Source organism: Kribbella sp. NBC_00889 (assembly GCF_045207705.1).
Lineage (GTDB): Bacteria > Actinomycetota > Actinomycetes > Propionibacteriales > Kribbellaceae > Kribbella.
Window position 1 is genome coordinate 4,369,385 of record NZ_CP108783.1, and the last position, 14,919, is coordinate 4,384,303.

13 protein-coding genes are annotated in these 14,919 nt (G+C 69.5%); 4 read left to right on the forward strand and 9 right to left on the reverse strand.

What is annotated here, in order from left to right; translation table 11 throughout:
• Window positions 1–80 precede the first annotated feature (80 nt).
• Both sucB and OG817_RS21120 read left to right on the forward strand, forming a co-directional pair.
• Window positions 81–2,021, forward strand: coding sequence for a 2-oxoglutarate dehydrogenase, E2 component, dihydrolipoamide succinyltransferase (sucB, locus tag OG817_RS21115; RefSeq protein ID WP_406057087.1), 1,941 nt, complete (start codon window positions 81–83; stop codon window positions 2,019–2,021).
• Window positions 2,022–2,153: 132 nt separating this feature from the next.
• Window positions 2,154–3,044, forward strand: coding sequence for a TIGR01777 family oxidoreductase (locus OG817_RS21120; RefSeq protein WP_406057089.1), 891 nt, complete (start codon window positions 2,154–2,156; stop codon window positions 3,042–3,044).
• A gap of 32 nt (window positions 3,045–3,076) precedes the next feature.
• On the opposite strand, the gene OG817_RS21125 is transcribed toward OG817_RS21120, so the two are convergent.
• Entirely contained in the window at window positions 3,077–4,738 is a 1,662-nt protein-coding gene (locus OG817_RS21125; RefSeq protein WP_406057091.1) for a protein kinase domain-containing protein, read from the reverse strand.
• Window positions 4,739–4,881: 143 nt separating this feature from the next.
• Here OG817_RS21125 and lipB point away from each other — a divergent pair, with 143 nt between their 5' ends.
• Window positions 4,882–5,598 (forward strand): lipoyl(octanoyl) transferase LipB, encoded by a 717-nt coding sequence (gene lipB / locus OG817_RS21130; RefSeq protein WP_131513981.1) that lies wholly within the window; start codon window positions 4,882–4,884, stop codon window positions 5,596–5,598.
• On the opposite strand, the gene OG817_RS21135 is transcribed toward lipB, so the two are convergent.
• A complete protein-coding gene (locus OG817_RS21135) occupies window positions 5,536–6,927 on the reverse strand; it encodes a sulfatase-like hydrolase/transferase (protein ID WP_406057094.1) in 1,392 nt (463 codons plus the stop codon). The genes lipB and OG817_RS21135 overlap by 63 nt on opposite strands.
• A gap of 117 nt (window positions 6,928–7,044) precedes the next feature.
• On the opposite strand from OG817_RS21135, the gene OG817_RS21140 reads away from it, so the two are divergent.
• Window positions 7,045–9,108: a hypothetical protein gene (locus tag OG817_RS21140; protein ID WP_406057096.1), complete on the forward strand. Its 2,064-nt coding sequence runs from the start codon at window positions 7,045–7,047 to the stop codon at window positions 9,106–9,108.
• Window positions 9,109–9,406: 298 nt separating this feature from the next.
• Here the strand turns inward: OG817_RS21140 and OG817_RS21145 are convergent, their stop codons facing one another.
• The 7 genes from OG817_RS21145 to OG817_RS21175 all read right to left on the reverse strand — a co-directional run bounded on the left by OG817_RS21145 (window position 9,407) and on the right by OG817_RS21175 (window position 14,873).
• Complete coding sequence (locus OG817_RS21145; protein ID WP_406057098.1) at window positions 9,407–10,372, reverse strand: LysR family transcriptional regulator; 966 nt, start codon at window positions 10,370–10,372, stop codon at window positions 9,407–9,409.
• A gap of 109 nt (window positions 10,373–10,481) precedes the next feature.
• Window positions 10,482–11,654 carry an ABC transporter permease gene (locus OG817_RS21150; RefSeq protein WP_396389285.1) on the reverse strand — a complete coding sequence of 391 codons (1,173 nt, stop codon included), beginning with the start codon at window positions 11,652–11,654 and terminating at the stop codon, window positions 10,482–10,484.
• On the reverse strand, window positions 11,651–12,532 hold the full coding sequence (locus tag OG817_RS21155) for an ABC transporter ATP-binding protein (RefSeq protein WP_406057100.1): 882 nt from the start codon (window positions 12,530–12,532) through the stop codon (window positions 11,651–11,653). The genes OG817_RS21150 and OG817_RS21155 overlap by 4 nt, the downstream gene beginning before the upstream one ends.
• A gap of 127 nt (window positions 12,533–12,659) precedes the next feature.
• Window positions 12,660–13,019, reverse strand: a complete 360-nt coding sequence (locus OG817_RS21160; protein WP_406057102.1) for a hypothetical protein — start codon at window positions 13,017–13,019, stop codon at window positions 12,660–12,662.
• Entirely contained in the window at window positions 13,019–13,885 is an 867-nt protein-coding gene (locus tag OG817_RS21165) for an RNA polymerase sigma-70 factor (RefSeq protein ID WP_406057104.1), read from the reverse strand. The genes OG817_RS21160 and OG817_RS21165 overlap by 1 nt, the downstream gene beginning before the upstream one ends.
• 2 nt (window positions 13,886–13,887) lie before the next feature.
• Complete coding sequence (locus OG817_RS21170) at window positions 13,888–14,139, reverse strand: hypothetical protein (protein WP_406057106.1); 252 nt, start codon at window positions 14,137–14,139, stop codon at window positions 13,888–13,890.
• Window positions 14,136–14,873, reverse strand: a complete 738-nt coding sequence (locus OG817_RS21175; RefSeq protein ID WP_406057108.1) for an SDR family oxidoreductase — start codon at window positions 14,871–14,873, stop codon at window positions 14,136–14,138. The genes OG817_RS21170 and OG817_RS21175 overlap by 4 nt, the downstream gene beginning before the upstream one ends.
• Window positions 14,874–14,919: the final 46 nt, after the last annotated feature.

Sequence of the window (14,919 nt, forward strand, 5' to 3'; positions counted from 1 at the left end):
CGCTGTAACCCGGATCCCGCTCGCTCCGGCGGCCCCGTAGGCTGACACTCGACCGATCAGACGAAGGAGCAACGACCGTCATGCCGACCTCTGTATCCCTGCCGGCCCTCGGGGAGAGCGTCACCGAAGGAACCGTCACCCGCTGGCTCAAGCAGGTCGGTGACACGGTTGCCGTCGACGAGCCCCTGCTGGAGGTCTCGACCGACAAGGTCGACACCGAGATCCCGTCGCCCGTGGCCGGCACTCTGCTGGAGATCAAGGCCGCCGAGGACGAGACCGTCGAGGTCGGCGCGGAGCTCGCGGTGATCGGCGACGCCGGCGAGAGCTCGGGCTCCGCTCCGGCCGACTCCGCGCCCGCCGAGGCCGAGGCCGCCCCGGCTGAGGCCGCGCCGGCTGAGGCCGCTCCGGCTGAGGCCGCTCCGGCTCCTGCCGCGGAGGCTGCGCCCGAACCGCAGGCTGCCCCAGCACCGCAGGCTGCCCCAGCACCGCAGGCCGCCCCGGCTGAGGCCGCTCCGGCCGCTGAGGCCCCGGCCCAGTCCTCCGGCGGTGGCTCCGCCTCCGGTACGTCGGTGACGCTGCCGGCGCTCGGCGAGAGTGTCACCGAGGGCACGGTCACCCGCTGGCTGAAGCAGGTCGGTGACGACGTAGCGGTGGACGAACCGCTGCTCGAGGTCTCCACCGACAAGGTCGACACCGAGATCCCGTCGCCGATCGCGGGCAAGCTGCTCGAGATCAAGGTCGCCGAGGACGAGACCGTCGAGGTCGGCGCCGAGCTGGCGATTGTCGGCTCCAGCGACGCTGCCCCGGGCTCCTCCCCCGCACCCGCTGCGGCTCCCGCCGCCGCGGCCCCGGCCCAGGCCGAGGCGCCAGCTCAGGCCGCGGCCGCGCCCGCGCCGCAGGCCGCCCCGGCACCGCAGGCCGCTCCGCCTGCTCAGGCACCGGCCGCTGCACCCGCACCGGCTGCCCAGGCACCGGCCGCCCCGGCCCAGGCTCCCGCCTCTCAGCCGTCGGCCGCTGCGCCGGCCCCGCAGGCCGCCCCGGCTCAGGCTCCTGCCGCTGCTCCGGTCGCCGCGTCGGCGAACGGATCGTCGTCTGACGGCCCGAACTACGTCACCCCGCTGGTCCGCAAGCTCGCGGCCGAGCACCAGGTCGACCTCAACGCTGTCCAGGGCACTGGCGTCGGCGGCCGGATCCGCAAGCAGGACGTGATCGCCGCCGCCGCCGAGGCGAAGAAGGCTGCCGCGGCCGCACCCGCCGCCGCCCCGGCAGCTGCCGCAGCTCCTGCGGCGCAGACTCCGACGGTCAGCCCGCTGCGCGGCACCACCGAGAAGATGAGCCGGATCCGCAAGGCGATCGCGACCCACATGGTCAACTCGCTGAAGGTCTCGGCCCAGCTGACCACCGTGGTCGAGGTCGACGTCACCTTGATCGCCAAACTGCGGAACGCGAAGAAGGCCGAGTTCGAGGCCCGCGAGGGCGTCAAGCTGTCCTTCCTGCCGTTCTTCGCCCTCGCCGCGATCGACGCGCTGAAGCAGTACCCGAAGCTGAACGCGTCGATCGACGAGGAGAAGGGCGAGATCACCTACCACGCCGCCGAGCACCTCGGCATCGCGGTGGACGTGGAGAAGGGCCTGATGGTCCCGGTCGTGCACAACGCCGGGGACCTGAACATCGCCGGCCTGGCGAAGCGGATCGCGGATCTGGCCGACCGCACCCGCAACAACAAGGTGCTGCCGGACGAGATGGCGGGCGGCACGTTCACCATCACCAACACCGGCAGCCGGGGCGCGCTGTTCGACACCCCGATCCTGAACCAGCCGCAGGTCGGCATGCTCGGCACCGGCGCCGTGGTCAAGCGCCCGGTCGTCATCACCCACCCGGAGCTCGGCGAGACGATCGCGATCCGGCAGATGGTCTACCTGGCGCTCACCTATGACCACCGACTGGTCGACGGCGCCGACGCGGCCCGCTACCTGACCGCCGTCAAGCAGCGCCTCGAAGAGGCCCAGTTCGACGTCTGATCCGTTGATGGCGCCGGTGTCCGTCTCCCCAAGGCGAGCACCGGCGCCATTTCCGTTCACGCCCGTTTGCACCCGGGCACCGCTGTCAGCACACGGCACGACACGGCCGAACCCGACGAAGGAGCACGCTGGATGAAGTACGTCCTGGCCGGCGCATCCGGCTTCCTCGGCACCGCACTCGCCCGCGACCTGGTCGCCGACGGCCACCAGGTCCACCGCCTGGTACGTCGTACGCCGGCCAAGCCGGACGAGATCCAATGGGACCCGGCGCGAGGTGACCTGGACCCGGCCGCGATCGGCGAGCCCGATGTCCTGGTGAACCTCGCCGGCGCGAACATCGGCCGCCCGTGGACTCCGACGTACCGCAGGACCCTGCGCGAGAGCCGAGTCAGTACGACCGCGACGTTGGCCTCCGTCACCGCCCAGCTCGAGCACAGGCCCGTACTCATCAGTCAGAGCGGCGTCGGCGGTTATGGAATGGACTGTGGAGACCGCATCCTCACCGAGGACTCCGAGCTGGGCGAAGGGTTCCTGTCCGACGTCGTCCGCCTCTGGGAGGGCGCGCTCGAACCCGCCCGCGAAGCCGGCAGCCGTGTCGCGTCCCTGCGTACTGGCGTGGTCCTCGATCGCAAGGCTCCGGCCTTTCAATTGATCTCGCTTCCTTTCCGCCTCGGTCTGGGTGGCCGGCTGGGACCAGGCACGCAGTACTTCCCGGTGGTCTCTCTGACCGACTGGCTCCGCGCGGTCCGGCACGTCGCCGAGACCGACTCGATCAGCGGGCCGGTCAACGTCACGCTGCCGATGCCTGTGACGAACCTGGAGTTCACCGAGGCCCTCGCAACCGCGCTGCACCGGCCCGCCTTCTTCCCGATTCCCGGGTTCCTGATGAAGGCCGTCCTCGGTGAATTCGTCTGGGAACTCCTGGGCAGCAAGCGCGCCATCCCGACGCGCCTCCAGTCCACGAACTTCACGTTCCACCACCCCACCGTCACCGCTGCGCTGTCCGCCGCTCTCAGCAGCTGACGCACGGCTCGCGGTGGGGCGCGCCTTGGTCGTCAGACGTTGGTGATCGCGGCTATTCGCCACGCGGGTGTGCTGGGGTTCGTGGTGAGGGTGATGAGCCTTGTCGTAGGCGTGGCCGGTGGCAGAGGGGTGCTGGTGCCGTGACGGTCCACGAGGCTGCCGGCGATCAGGTGGTCGACGGTCCGGAGCGTGACACTCATTGTTGTGCGGCGCTCCACCGTGGTGGAGTCGATCCGGATGCGGAGTCCCTGGACCCGGAGCTGTTGCTTGCTGTAGGCCACAATGAGGGCGCGGTCGGAGGTCCACGGTTTGCTCCCTGGTACGTAGATCTTGTCGAGAAGGCTCGGTTCCAGAGCCCAGAACGCCTGTGCCCGTTGGGCATCCAGAGCTTGCAGAGTGCGCACCCAGTCCGCGGTCTCAGCCGGCCGTGGCGGGCGCGAGGGTGTTGAGGGCTGCGGCGACGCGGTCGAGGTCTGCGCGGGTGCTCGAGTTGAGGTCTGCGACGGTGGTGGGGTTGGGGCCTGCTGGGGTGGGGTCGTGGCTGGGTCTGTGGCGGCCGTTGGGGTGGGTTGGTTGTCGAGTGCGCCGACTGTGAGTAGGCCGAGGACGAGTACGACCGCGGCGCCAAGTCCAGCTGCGGCTAGTACGCCGTACGCGGGGTGGGGGAACCTGCGTCGCCAGAACGTGTGCTTCCGGCGCCAGACGCGACGGCGTGGTCGGCGACGTCCTGGTGGAGGCAGGCCGGACGAGTTCGTGGTTGGTGTCGAGGGAGGTGGCGCAGGCGGCTCGGACGCGGGTTGCCTGGGCGTTAGGCGGTCGAGGGGGTTGGTGGGTGTCGCAGCGGTCCGACGGCTGAGCCTGGGGCGACGGGATGTGGGGCGGCGAGAGGGTTTGGGGAGGCGCGGAACGGGCTTGGGTGGGGTGGGCTGGGGCCCGGTTGGTTGCACGGAGTCGGTTGCTGACTCATCGGGTGGCGATGGGGTCAGCGGGCCTCGGGAACGTTGGACGGGGTCATCGTCGTCGGTGGGTGGCTTGGTGGTGTCCGGGCCGTTCTCCGGCTCGGGGAAGGCGAGGTCGATGGGGGCGGGGGCGTCGAGGGCCAGGAGGTCACGGGTCCCGCCCGTGGTGAACAGCGTTGGTGGGAAGAGGGCAGGGCTGCCCCCGGACTGATGGGCGAGGTGGGTCAGAGCGGTGAGGTCGTCGGTGGGTGCTGGGGACTTGGCTCCGGGGTTGAGGTGCGGATGGATGACGGGGTCGGTGAGGACGGGGCGGCCGGCCGAGTCGAACATGACATTCGGCGCGGTGACTCGGCCGTGCGTGAGGCCGGAGCGATGGAGGTGGTCGAGGGCTTCCGCCAGCGGGCTGAGGAGCGTGACCAGTTCGCCGGTGGACAGGGCGCCACGGCGGCCGAGCAGGCTGGTGAGGGTGCCGGCCGCGACGTACTGGCCGAACAGAAGCCACTCGGATTCGGTCTCGCGGAGCTCCAGGAGACGCGCGAGATGGGGATGATTGACGCGTTGCAGGATGAAGAGTTGTTCACGAAGCTCCTCCAGGTCTGAGATCGCACTGACGGGGACGCGTTTGAGCACGGCGTTGCGGCCGGAGGCCAGGTCGCGGACCTGCCAGACGCCGCCGGCTGATCCGGACCCGAGCTTCCGGCGCAGGCTGTAGCCGGCGATGTCGTCGAGGTCCATGCCCAAGAGAGTGCACGAATCGCGACCACGCCCCCGGAAGTTATCCACAGCCCACTCCGGCGGCCGCCGTACGACGGCTTGATCGGCGGCGGCCTGTGGACGGCGGCGAACGGCGGGAGTCGGGGACGCATACACTCGAAGACGTGAGGGCTATCAAGTATGTGGAGGCCGGGTTCGGCGCCGACGCGGTGGACTACGAGACCGCGTGGGCCGAGCAGCGACGCCTGCATTCGGAAGTTGCCGAGGGCACCGGATCGGACACGGTCATCCTGCTCGAGCACCCACCGGTGTACACGGCGGGCAAGCGGACCGAGCCGCAGGAGCGGCCGCTGGACGGGACGCCGGTGGTCGACGTGGACCGCGGCGGCAAGATCACCTGGCATGGTCCGGGGCAGCTGGTGGGCTACCCGATCGTGAAGCTGGCCTCACATGTGTACGTCGTGGACTACGTCCGGCGGCTGGAGGAGGCGCTGATCGCGGTCTGCGCCGAGCTCGGGGTGAAGACCGGACGGGTCAAGGGTCGTAGCGGGGTCTGGGTGGCCGCAGACGACCGTGGCCGGGAGCGGAAGATCGCCGCGATCGGGATCCGGGTCGCGCAGGGCGTCACGATGCACGGGTTCGCCTTGAACTGCGACAACGACCTGACGTGGTTCGACCGGATCGTGCCGTGCGGGATCTCGGACGCCGACGTCACCACGCTGTCGAAGGAGCTCGGCCGTGATGTCACAGTCACCGAGGTGGTCGAGCCGATCCGGCGGCACCTGGACCGCATGTTGGCGTGGGAAGAGTACGAGCGCTCACCGGACATCAACCACATCGAGGAACCGCCCACAGCCATCACGTACGGCCTGAGCGTCTGACGTCATCACCAGCACAGTCGGTCGTTCAGTCAGCTCGCGCTGCCTGCTCTGCGTGCGCGCGGTCGTTGGTCTGATCGGGGTCGAGGATCGCTCTGAGAGCGGCGTCGAGCCTGGCGACCATGTCGGGTCGACGGCTGACCAGGTCGTGTAGTTCCAACGGGTCGGCGTCCAGGTCGAAGAGTTGCGGGGCGGGTCGGTCGGTCCGTAGTAGCAGTACTTCCAGGGACCGGACCTCAGCATGTAGCCCGCGTTGATCATGCCCTGGGCGTGGTACTCCGAGAGAATCGGGCGGTCGACCGGGACGGGACGCAGCAGACTGGTGCCCGGCAAGGTCGGGTCGGGAGCCAGACCGGCGATCGCCCGGAGCGTGGGGAGTATGTCGATCAGGCTCACCGGTGCCGTGGTCCGGGCCGGGTCCAGTGCGGGGTGGCGAAGCAGGAACGGGATGTGGACAGCGGGTTCGTAGAAGCACTGCTTCTGCCAGATGCCGTGATGGCCGGCCATCTCCCCGTGGTCGCTGATGTAGAGGACGACCGTGTCGTCGGGGATCGCCGCCAGCAGCCGGCCGATCTGGTGGTCGAGATGGCTGATCAAGGCCCAGTAGCAAGCGGTGGCCTCGCGTGCCTGTTCCTCCGTGATGGGCTCATCGTTGCGGAAGCCGTGGCGCAGCAGCGAGATCACCGGATGCTGGTCGTCGGACGGAGCGGGCGGAAGGTCAACGTCGGCCGGGTCGTAGCGGTCGCGGAACTCCGGTGGTGCGACCAGCGGGAAGTGTGGATGCATGTAGCCGACATAGAGCAGGTACGGCTCCTTGCCGGGATCGCGGAGGAAGTCGAGCGCTGCGTCGGTGGCCTCGACGTCGTGACGGGTGTGGACGTGCTCACCAGCGCCGTACTCGGTGACGTGTGAATTGGTGAGTCGGCGCCACTCCGCCGTACGACGAGGTGGGCGGCCGCTGTGGTCGATCCAGAAGTCGAGGTCGTCGGTCAGGCGGCGGTCGAAGCCCAGCAGGCGATCCGGGCCGTTGAAGTGGGTGCGGCCCGCGATGACCGTCTGGTAGTCACGCAGATGATGTCCCCACGAGCGGAAGTCCGGACCGGGGATGACACCGTTGTCCCAAGCCCCGATCTCGTGCACGTATCGCCCCGTCATCAGCGAAAACCGCGACGGAACGCACATCGGACTGTTCGTGAAGGCGCGGTCGAACGACACGCTCTGCGCTGCCAGCCGGTCAAGATGCGGCGTCCGTATCCGGGGGTGACCGGCCCAACCCGCTGCGGAACCAGTGTGCTCGTCGGACAGGATCACCACGATGTTCGGTCGCTCCACAGGCGCTCAGCCTAGGTCACCCGATGTGGCCGCTGCCTTCTGTCGCAAGCGTTTGCCCTTCTGCACGTGCCGAAGTGTCTGCGGGGTGTGACGGCAAAACGTCGCTACCTTGGGGGTGTGTCCAAGTTTCTCGGTTTCTTGCTCGGAGTGGCCGTTGCGCTGGCCGGCCCGGCTGTCTTCGGAGTTCTCGCGGCGCCCGGCGGCATCGAGCTGAATGTGAAGGAGATGGCGCTCGCCTACGGCATCGGCGCGCTCATCTTCTGGACCGTCGTGTCGTATTTCTCCGGCGCGGGCGCACTCGGTGCGTTCATCGCGTTCGGCACGCTGATCTACTGCTGGCTGTGGATCCCGAACCGGACGACGAACTTCCTGAACGACGTCCCCGGGGTCACCAACGGGATGATCGACGGCTCCAGGCAGTACACGCTGAACGGCGTCGTACCGATCCTGGCGGTGATCTCGCTGGTCTACGGGATCCAGCTGATCGTGCAGAGCACGCAGCGCCGCCGGCGGGAGCGCGCGGAGGCCGAGCGGCTGCAGCAGGAGCAGGAGGCCGTGCAGGCGCAACAGGAGGCGGACGCGGCCGCTTTGTATCCGGTTGCCGGGAGCACCTATCCGGGGCAGTACGCCGAGACGTACGAGAGCCGGAGCCGGTTCGACGACCTGTTCGACGAGGACCCGGAGCCGGTGCGACCGCGGAGTCAGGCGGATGAGCAGACGGCGCAGTTCCCGGCGGCTGGTACGGCGGAGAACACGGCGCAGTTCCGCGGCATGAACAACGATGCTGAGGGCAACGAGTTCGGTGATGACACGGAGCTCGTGCCGACCGATCGCGACGAGACCACGCAGGTCCCGAACGCGGAACACCAGCAGGAGAAGCAGCCTGAGGCCGCACAGCCGGTAGCTGAGCAGCAACTGGTGGCCGAGGACGAGCAGGTCACGCAGGTCCCGATGAGCGCTGGCGCGGCGGCAGCGGGCGCGGCTGAGCAGGAGACACAGCAGGTCCCGGTGCGCGAGGCCGAGCAGCCCACGCAGCAGGTGCCGGTGTCTGAGCAGCAGGAGACGCAGCAGGTGCAGGCGGCGCCGCAGGCAGAGCCCGAGGCGCGCCCGGAAGAGCCGAAGCCGGCAGGCCCGCAGACGCCCAGTGGGCAGACCGCGGGAACGCAAGAGGCAGCCGCACCGCAGACGCCCAGTGGGCAGACCGCAGGAACGCAAGAGGCAGCCGCACCGCAGACGCCCAGTGGGCAGACCGCAGGAACGCAAGAGGCAGCCGCACCGCAGACGCCCAGTGAGCAGACCGCGGGAACGCAAGAGGCAGCCGCACCGCAGACGCCCAGTGAGCAGACCGCGGGAACGCAAGAGGCAGCCGCACCGCAGACGCCCAGTGAGCAGCCGGCGGGAACGCAGGAGGCGGCGGGCTCGCGGGACGCGGGCGGATCAACCGCGGCATCGGATGGAGCAGCGGCGGCATCGGGTGGGGAGTCGGAGGCTGCGGCTCCGGTGGACGAGGCTGAGCAGGAGGCGCAGCAGGTGCCGGTGCAGACTGCGCAGCAGGCAGAGTCCGAGGCGCGCCCGGAGGAGCCGAAGCAGGCGGGCCCGCAGGCACCGAGCGGACCGGCGGCAGCTGGAGCGGCGGCGGCTGGAGCAGCCGGAGCGTCGGGTGGGCAGCCGGGGACTGCTGAGCCGGTGGTGAAGAGTGAAGGCCAGGCGAGCGCGCCTGAGGCGGGTGGCGAGGAGCCGAAGCCGGCCGGGCCGTCGGCACCGAGTGGGCAGGCAGCCGCGCCGCAGGCACCGAGTGCGCAGGCAGCCGCGCCGCAGGCACCGAGTGCGCAGGCAGCCGCGCCGCAGGCGCCGAGTGGGCAGGCAGCCGCGCCGCAGGCACCGGGTGCGGAGTCGATGGGGTCGGCTAGGGCGGACTCGTCGCAGGGTGAGGTTGGGGAATCGCGGGGAGCGGCGGCCGGAGAGCAGGCTGAGGGCAGGGGTGAGCGAGTGGAAACGCCGCCTGTGCCTGAGGTTCGGGAGCAGGGGGTTGCTCCGGTGCCGGGGGTTCGGGAGCAGGTGGGGTCTCAGTACCGGGAGCGCATGGACGATCCCGAGGACACTGGGGAGTTCTTCATCAGTGCGTTCGAGAACCCGCCGGTAGTCGATGGCCCGGGACAGATCCGGGCGGCCGGCGCCTAGCTCGATCCAGGCCGCGGACGGGCGAGCCGACCGCCGTACATCCCACGACCTTGTGCACCGATCAACCACCAGACACCCGCCGATGTGGTCGACCCGTGCACAAGGTCGTGGAGCACCCTGGCCCACCCACATCGCCGGGGGCCGTGGACAGGGTGTGGGGAGTGCGGACACGGTATGACGTGTTCACCGTCCCGGGAGGTGTTCACGGTCCCCGGAAGGTGTTCACGGTCCCCGGAAGGTGTTCACCGTCCCCGGAAGGTGTTCACGGTCCCGGAAGGTGTTCGCGGTGGGGCGCGGGTTACGCGACGTGCATGCGTTGGTGTTGGTCTCGGCGGGCGTGTTCGGTGAAGGCTTGTTCGTAGGCTGCGGCGGCCATTTCGTGGACGTCCCGCGCCATCTGGGCGCGCGGCGATTCCGTGCTCCAGGCCAGCAGCAGGCGACGGTGGATCGGGTCGCCGGTGAGGGTGCGGGTGGTGACGTCGGTGGAGAGCATCCGGTACGACGTCGGTGAGACGAGCGCGACGCCTTGGCCGCTGGTGACGAAGCCCATCAGGACCGAAGTGTCGACCGAGTGGTGCTCGACCTTCGGCTGGAATCCGGCCTCCTCGCAGGCCGCCCGGAACAACACGTGGAAGCCGCTGTCGTCCGGCGGTTCCCCGATCCACTCCTCGTCGCACAGCGCGGCCAGCTCGATCTCACCGCGGTGCCGCGATGCGACCGCCAGCGGGTGGTCGGCGGACATCACGACGTACGCCGATTCCGATTCAACGACTGTGGTGGCCTCGACGCCGCTCGGCAGCCGCGGTTCGAAGCCCGGGAACTCGCGCAGCAGCGCGAAGTCGAGCCGTCCGCTCTCCAACTGCTGCAGCAACACACTGGTGGACCACTCGACCTCGATGCTCACCTGCTCGATCTCGCCGTGGTCGCGCAGTCGCGAGGCGATGCCTGACATGGGCGCGGTCGGAAATCCGCCCAGCCGTACGGCGCTGGACTCGACCGCCGTCATCGCGGACACGGTGGCGGACAGGTGGTCGACGTCGACCAGGATGGCGCGGGCGCGGTCGACGGCGTACCGGCCGAGTGCGGTGGGGGTGACGCCGGTGCGGGAGCGCTCGAACAGCTCACCGCCGAAGGCGGCCTCGATGCGCTTCAGCTGCGCGGTCAGGCTCGGCTGGCTGACCTTCAGCCAGCGGGCGGCCCGTCCGACGGACCCCGCTTCTGCCACCAGGACCACCACCCGCAGGTGGCGCAGCTCGACGTTCATGCGTTGAGACCGTAGTCCAGGTCAACGCACAGCTCACAGTTTCCGAGTGTTGCGGTTTCGTCTCAGCCGGGACCAACCTTGTAACGTCGGCCCCGGCTGGCACGATAGATCAGGTCGCCTTGATGGCCAGTGCCTCTCGGTAGCCGAGGCGGCGGCCGGTTTGGAGGAGGGTGCGCTCGTAGAGACGGGCGCCGAGGCGGACGATCAGGACGGTGCCGGCGAGCAGGATCACGATCGCCAGCAGCGGCTGCCACAGCGGCACGTCCTCGGTCAGCATCCGGCCCGGCATCGCCATCGACGACGCGATCGGGATGAACGACGCCACGGTCTTGGCCGATGATCCGGCGAACACCGAGAAGAAGAACGGGATCATCAGGATCATCTGCCCGGGCAGTGTGGTCGACCCGAGGTCCTCCTGCCGGGTCGCCAGCGATCCCGCGACCGCCCACAACCCGGCCAGGGCGACGAACCCGAGCACGAAGAACACCACGAACCAGCCGGCCACCGGAGCGACCACCTCGAGGATGTCGGCCTGGTCGGTGGCCAGCAGCCCGATCAGCGACGCGGCCGCGATCACCACGATCTGGGACAACGCCAGCACGGTGTTGCCGAGCACCTTGCCCCACAGCAGCGACCGGATCGGTACCGCGGCGGCCAGGATCTCGACGACCCGGCTCTCCTTCTCCTGGACGACGCTCTGCGCGATCATCATGCCGAAGCCGAGCGCGGTCATGTAGAACACCAGCGCCAGGCCGATGTTGACGAAGTCGGAGACGATGTCCGGCAACGGACCCGGCTTGAGCAGCTCCAGCTGCACCTTCGTGCCGGCGCGGAGCTCGGTCGGCGTCAGTCCGGCCCCGGCCGCGTTCTTCTCCATCCCGACGGCCGACGCCGCTTCACGCAACGCGCCTTCGAGCCCGGAGTCGACCCGGTCCTTGCCGAGGACGACGTATCCGTCGGCATCCGGCAGCAGCGCCACCTTCACGTCGCCGTCGGTCACGAGCTGCTCGGCGGCCGGACGATCCGCGGCCCGGATCACCTCGAAGCCGTCACCGCCCTTGGTGGTGGACGCCTGCTGCACGACCTTCGCACCGGCATCGTCGACAACGGCGATCTTGTCCGCGCCGCCGCGGCCGGCGAGCACCGCCGGCAGGATCACGGCGACCATGACGATGAACAGCATCACCACGGTCGAGCCGATGAAGGTCTTGTCCCGCAGCTTGGTGGTGATCTCGCGCTCGGCGATCAGCATCCACGGACGGTCCAGAGATCGGTCGTTCATCGGGTCGCCTCCCGGAAGATGTCGCTCAACGCCACCCGCTCCGGCCCGAACTCGAGCACCGGCCCGCGAGTGATCGCCTGCTGAAGAATGTGTTGTCCCGCCCCGTCGGTCTCGACGTCGAACAGCGCCGCACCGCCGGCCACGTCGCGCACCTGGATGCCCGGGATGTCGCGCAGCCAGCCCGCGTCACCGTCGACCACGAGCCGGTACGTCGTACCCGAGCCGGCAGCCAAGTCCGCCACCGGACCGGCCGCGACGACCTTGCCCCGGGACAGGACGATGAGGTCGTCGCAGAGCCGCTCGACCAGGTCGAGCTGATGGCTCGAGAACAGCACCGGCACCTCGGTTGTCACCTCCTCGCGGAGAAGGTCCACCATCGTGTCGACCGCCAGCGGGTCGAGACCGCTGAACGGCTCGTCCAGGACCAGCGCGATCGGCTCGTGCACCAGCGCGGCCGCGATCTGCACCCGCTGCTGGTTGCCCAGCGACAGCGTCTCCAGCGCGTCGGTGGCCCGCTCGGCCAGTCCGAGGCGTTCGAGCAGCTTGTCGGTGCGCTCCTCCGCACGATCCGCGGAGAGGCCGTGCAGCCGGCCGAAGAACACCAGTTGGTCGCGGATCTTCATCTTCGGGTACAGCCCACGCTCCTCCGGCATGTACCCGAAGTCCCGCCGTACCTCCTGGGTCAGCGGCGCGTCGTTCCACCGCACCTCGCCGGCGGTCGCCGCCAGCACGCCGAGGATGATCCGCATCGCCGTCGTCTTCCCGGCTCCGTTCGCTCCGACGAATCCGGTCATCCGTCCCGGGACGACGTCGAATGTCACGTCGTCCAGCGCGAACTGATCCCCGAACCGCCGAGTGAGCCCAGCCACCCTCAGCATCCGTCACCGCTTCCCATCACGTCGGCCCCTGACCGGGCGCACGCCGGTCGCTCCCACGGCGGGAGCGGTTCCAACGCTAGTCAGGACAGGCGTGCGGGCACGTCGGCCGCCAGGGTGATCGGCGGTGTCATCCGCGGGACGGATCGGACACCAGCCAGTGCGCCAGCTTGTCCGGATTCAGTACGACCCAGATGCGGGTGATGACGGACCCGGTCACCTCGAGTGAGGCAACGGCCTCGACCCGGCCGCCCCGGCGCAGGACGACGCCGGGACGGCCGTTGATCTCCTCGATCGACAGGACCGCCGCCGACATCAGCGTGACGACGATCCGCGCGGCCTCGATCGCGCCGCGGATCGGGCGCAGCGGCGCGAGGACCCGGCCGCCGCCGTCACTGACCAGCACGACGTCCGCGGCCAGCACCTCCCGCACGGCCTCCTGGTCCTCTGCCGCACAGGCCGCCGCGAAGCGTCGTACGACGGACTCCATCACCCCACGCGTCCGAGCTTGGCCGGATTCATCACCCACAGGAGCTGCTCGATGCCCTCGCTGGTGGCGACCATGGTCAGCACGGTGAAGACCTTGCCGTCCTGCCGCAGCAGCGCGGCGGGCTGCCCGTTGACGGTTGACAGCTCCACCTCGACCCCGGCCCAGAAGCGGTCCTTGAACGACCGGAAGTACTTCGCCACCGTCTGCGCTCCGTGCACCGGGATCTTGGAGGCACTGCGGATCCCTCCGCCGTCGGAGACGCTCGTCACGTCCGGGGCGAACAGCTCCTCGAGCTCGGCGAGGTCACCCGACCTCGCCGCAGTCACGAAGGCGCTGAGGAGCTTGCGCTGCTCGGCACTGTCCACCGGAGTACGGCGCTCGCCGGTGACGTGCTTGCGGGCCCGGCTGACGAGCTGGCGAACCGCTGGTTCGTTGAGCTGCAGGATCTCGGCGATCTGCGGATACGGGTAGTCGAACGCCTCCCGCAGTACGTACGCCGCCCGCTCGTTCGGCGACAGGCGTTCCAGCAGCAGCAGTACGGCGAACTCCAGCGCGTCAGCGCGCTCGGCACCGAGGTACGGATCCGCGCTGGTGTCGACCGGTTCGGGCAGCCACGGCCCGACGTACGTCTCCCGGCGGACCCTGGCCGACTGCGCGGCGTTGATCGCCAGCCGAGTGGTCGCGGTCGCCAGGTACGCCGCCGGGTTGGTGACTGCACTGCGGTCAGCGGCCTGCCACCGCAGCCACACGTCCTGGACCAGGTCCTCGGCCTCGGTGGCGCTCCCCAGCATCCGGTAGGCGATCCCGAAGAGCCGTGGGCGAACCCCCTCGAACACCTCCAGGGCCGATTCGAGGTCGTCCGCCACCGTCACTCCTCCCATTGCCCCCGCGCCGTGTCGTCGCGTCCGGTGGGGGTCTGGCCCGGATCCATCCGGTCGGTTTCGAGCGCCTGGACGGCCCCGAGCAGACTGGTGTACTCAGTCTGCTCGACCTCGACCTCTTCCGGGTCCACCAGCCACTCACTCGGCGGAGCGTCGGCCGCCGGTGCACCCGCTCGGGCCATCGCCAGGTCGGCGTTGACCTCGGTCTCCAGTCGCTCCAGGAAGTCGCCAGAGCTCATCGATGCGCCTCCGCCCACTCGGGGTAGTGGAACTGACCGAGCGTCACGTCGCCGATCGGGACCAGGCTGTCCTCGAGCAGTTCGCTGCCGAAGTACGTCGCGTGGTCGTCGGTCACGATCTCGCGGTCGGGCAGCGCCATCCGGAAGAAGTCGTCCATCCGGTACCGGTCCGGCCCGGCGATGTCCCGGCGGCCGTTCAACGGCTCGGCGACCGCGGTCTTGGCGACCTGGTCCGCGACGTCGTCACCGGCCATCGGCTGGAAGCTCACTGGTGCCATGTGGACCTTGCCGGCCTCATCGGTGGCGGTGTCCGCGATCGCGTTGGTGAACTCGAAGAACTGCGTCGCGTGCACCAGCGAGAACGGGATGCCTCCGTTCTCGATCAGCTGCTCCTGCGCGATCTTGGCCCGGAAGTACCCGTTGGTGGGGAGCCGCTCGGTGCCGACGATGGACACCGCCACGTGGTGCCCCACCCCGGCGGCGGCTTCGGCCTCGAGCAGGTTGGACGTGGACGTTTCGAAGAACTTCATCACGGCGGTGTCCTCGAACGACGGTGAGTTCGACACGTCGACCACCACGGCGGCGCCGGCCAGTACTTCGGCCAGTCCCTCGCCGGTCAGTGTGTTCACTCCGGTGTTCGGTGAGGCCGCGATCGCCTCGTGACCGTCCGCCTCGAATCGCCGGACCAGCTTCGAGCCGATCAGTCCGGTACCGCCGATCACCACGATCTTCATGGTTCACCTCTCGTGCTGCGGGTGCGCTGGTCGCACTCCTGTCGCC

Coding starts and splice junctions, on each gene's coding strand:
- OG817_RS21155 (WP_406057100.1), bottom strand. CDS start 12,532: ATGCTGAGGGTGGCTGGGCTCACTCGGCGGTTCGGGGATCAGTTCGCG.
- OG817_RS21160 (WP_406057102.1), bottom strand. CDS start 13,019: ATGGAGTCCGTCGTACGACGCTTCGCGGCGGCCTGTGCGGCAGAGGAC.
- OG817_RS21120 (WP_406057089.1), top strand. CDS start 2,154: ATGAAGTACGTCCTGGCCGGCGCATCCGGCTTCCTCGGCACCGCACTC.
- OG817_RS21175 (WP_406057108.1), bottom strand. CDS start 14,873: ATGAAGATCGTGGTGATCGGCGGTACCGGACTGATCGGCTCGAAGCTG.
- OG817_RS21125 (WP_406057091.1), bottom strand. CDS start 4,738: ATGGACCTCGACGACATCGCCGGCTACAGCCTGCGCCGGAAGCTCGGG.
- OG817_RS21170 (WP_406057106.1), bottom strand. CDS start 14,139: ATGAGCTCTGGCGACTTCCTGGAGCGACTGGAGACCGAGGTCAACGCC.
- OG817_RS21150 (WP_396389285.1), bottom strand. CDS start 11,654: ATGAACGACCGATCTCTGGACCGTCCGTGGATGCTGATCGCCGAGCGC.
- OG817_RS21145 (WP_406057098.1), bottom strand. CDS start 10,372: ATGAACGTCGAGCTGCGCCACCTGCGGGTGGTGGTCCTGGTGGCAGAA.
- sucB (WP_406057087.1), top strand. CDS start 81: ATGCCGACCTCTGTATCCCTGCCGGCCCTCGGGGAGAGCGTCACCGAA.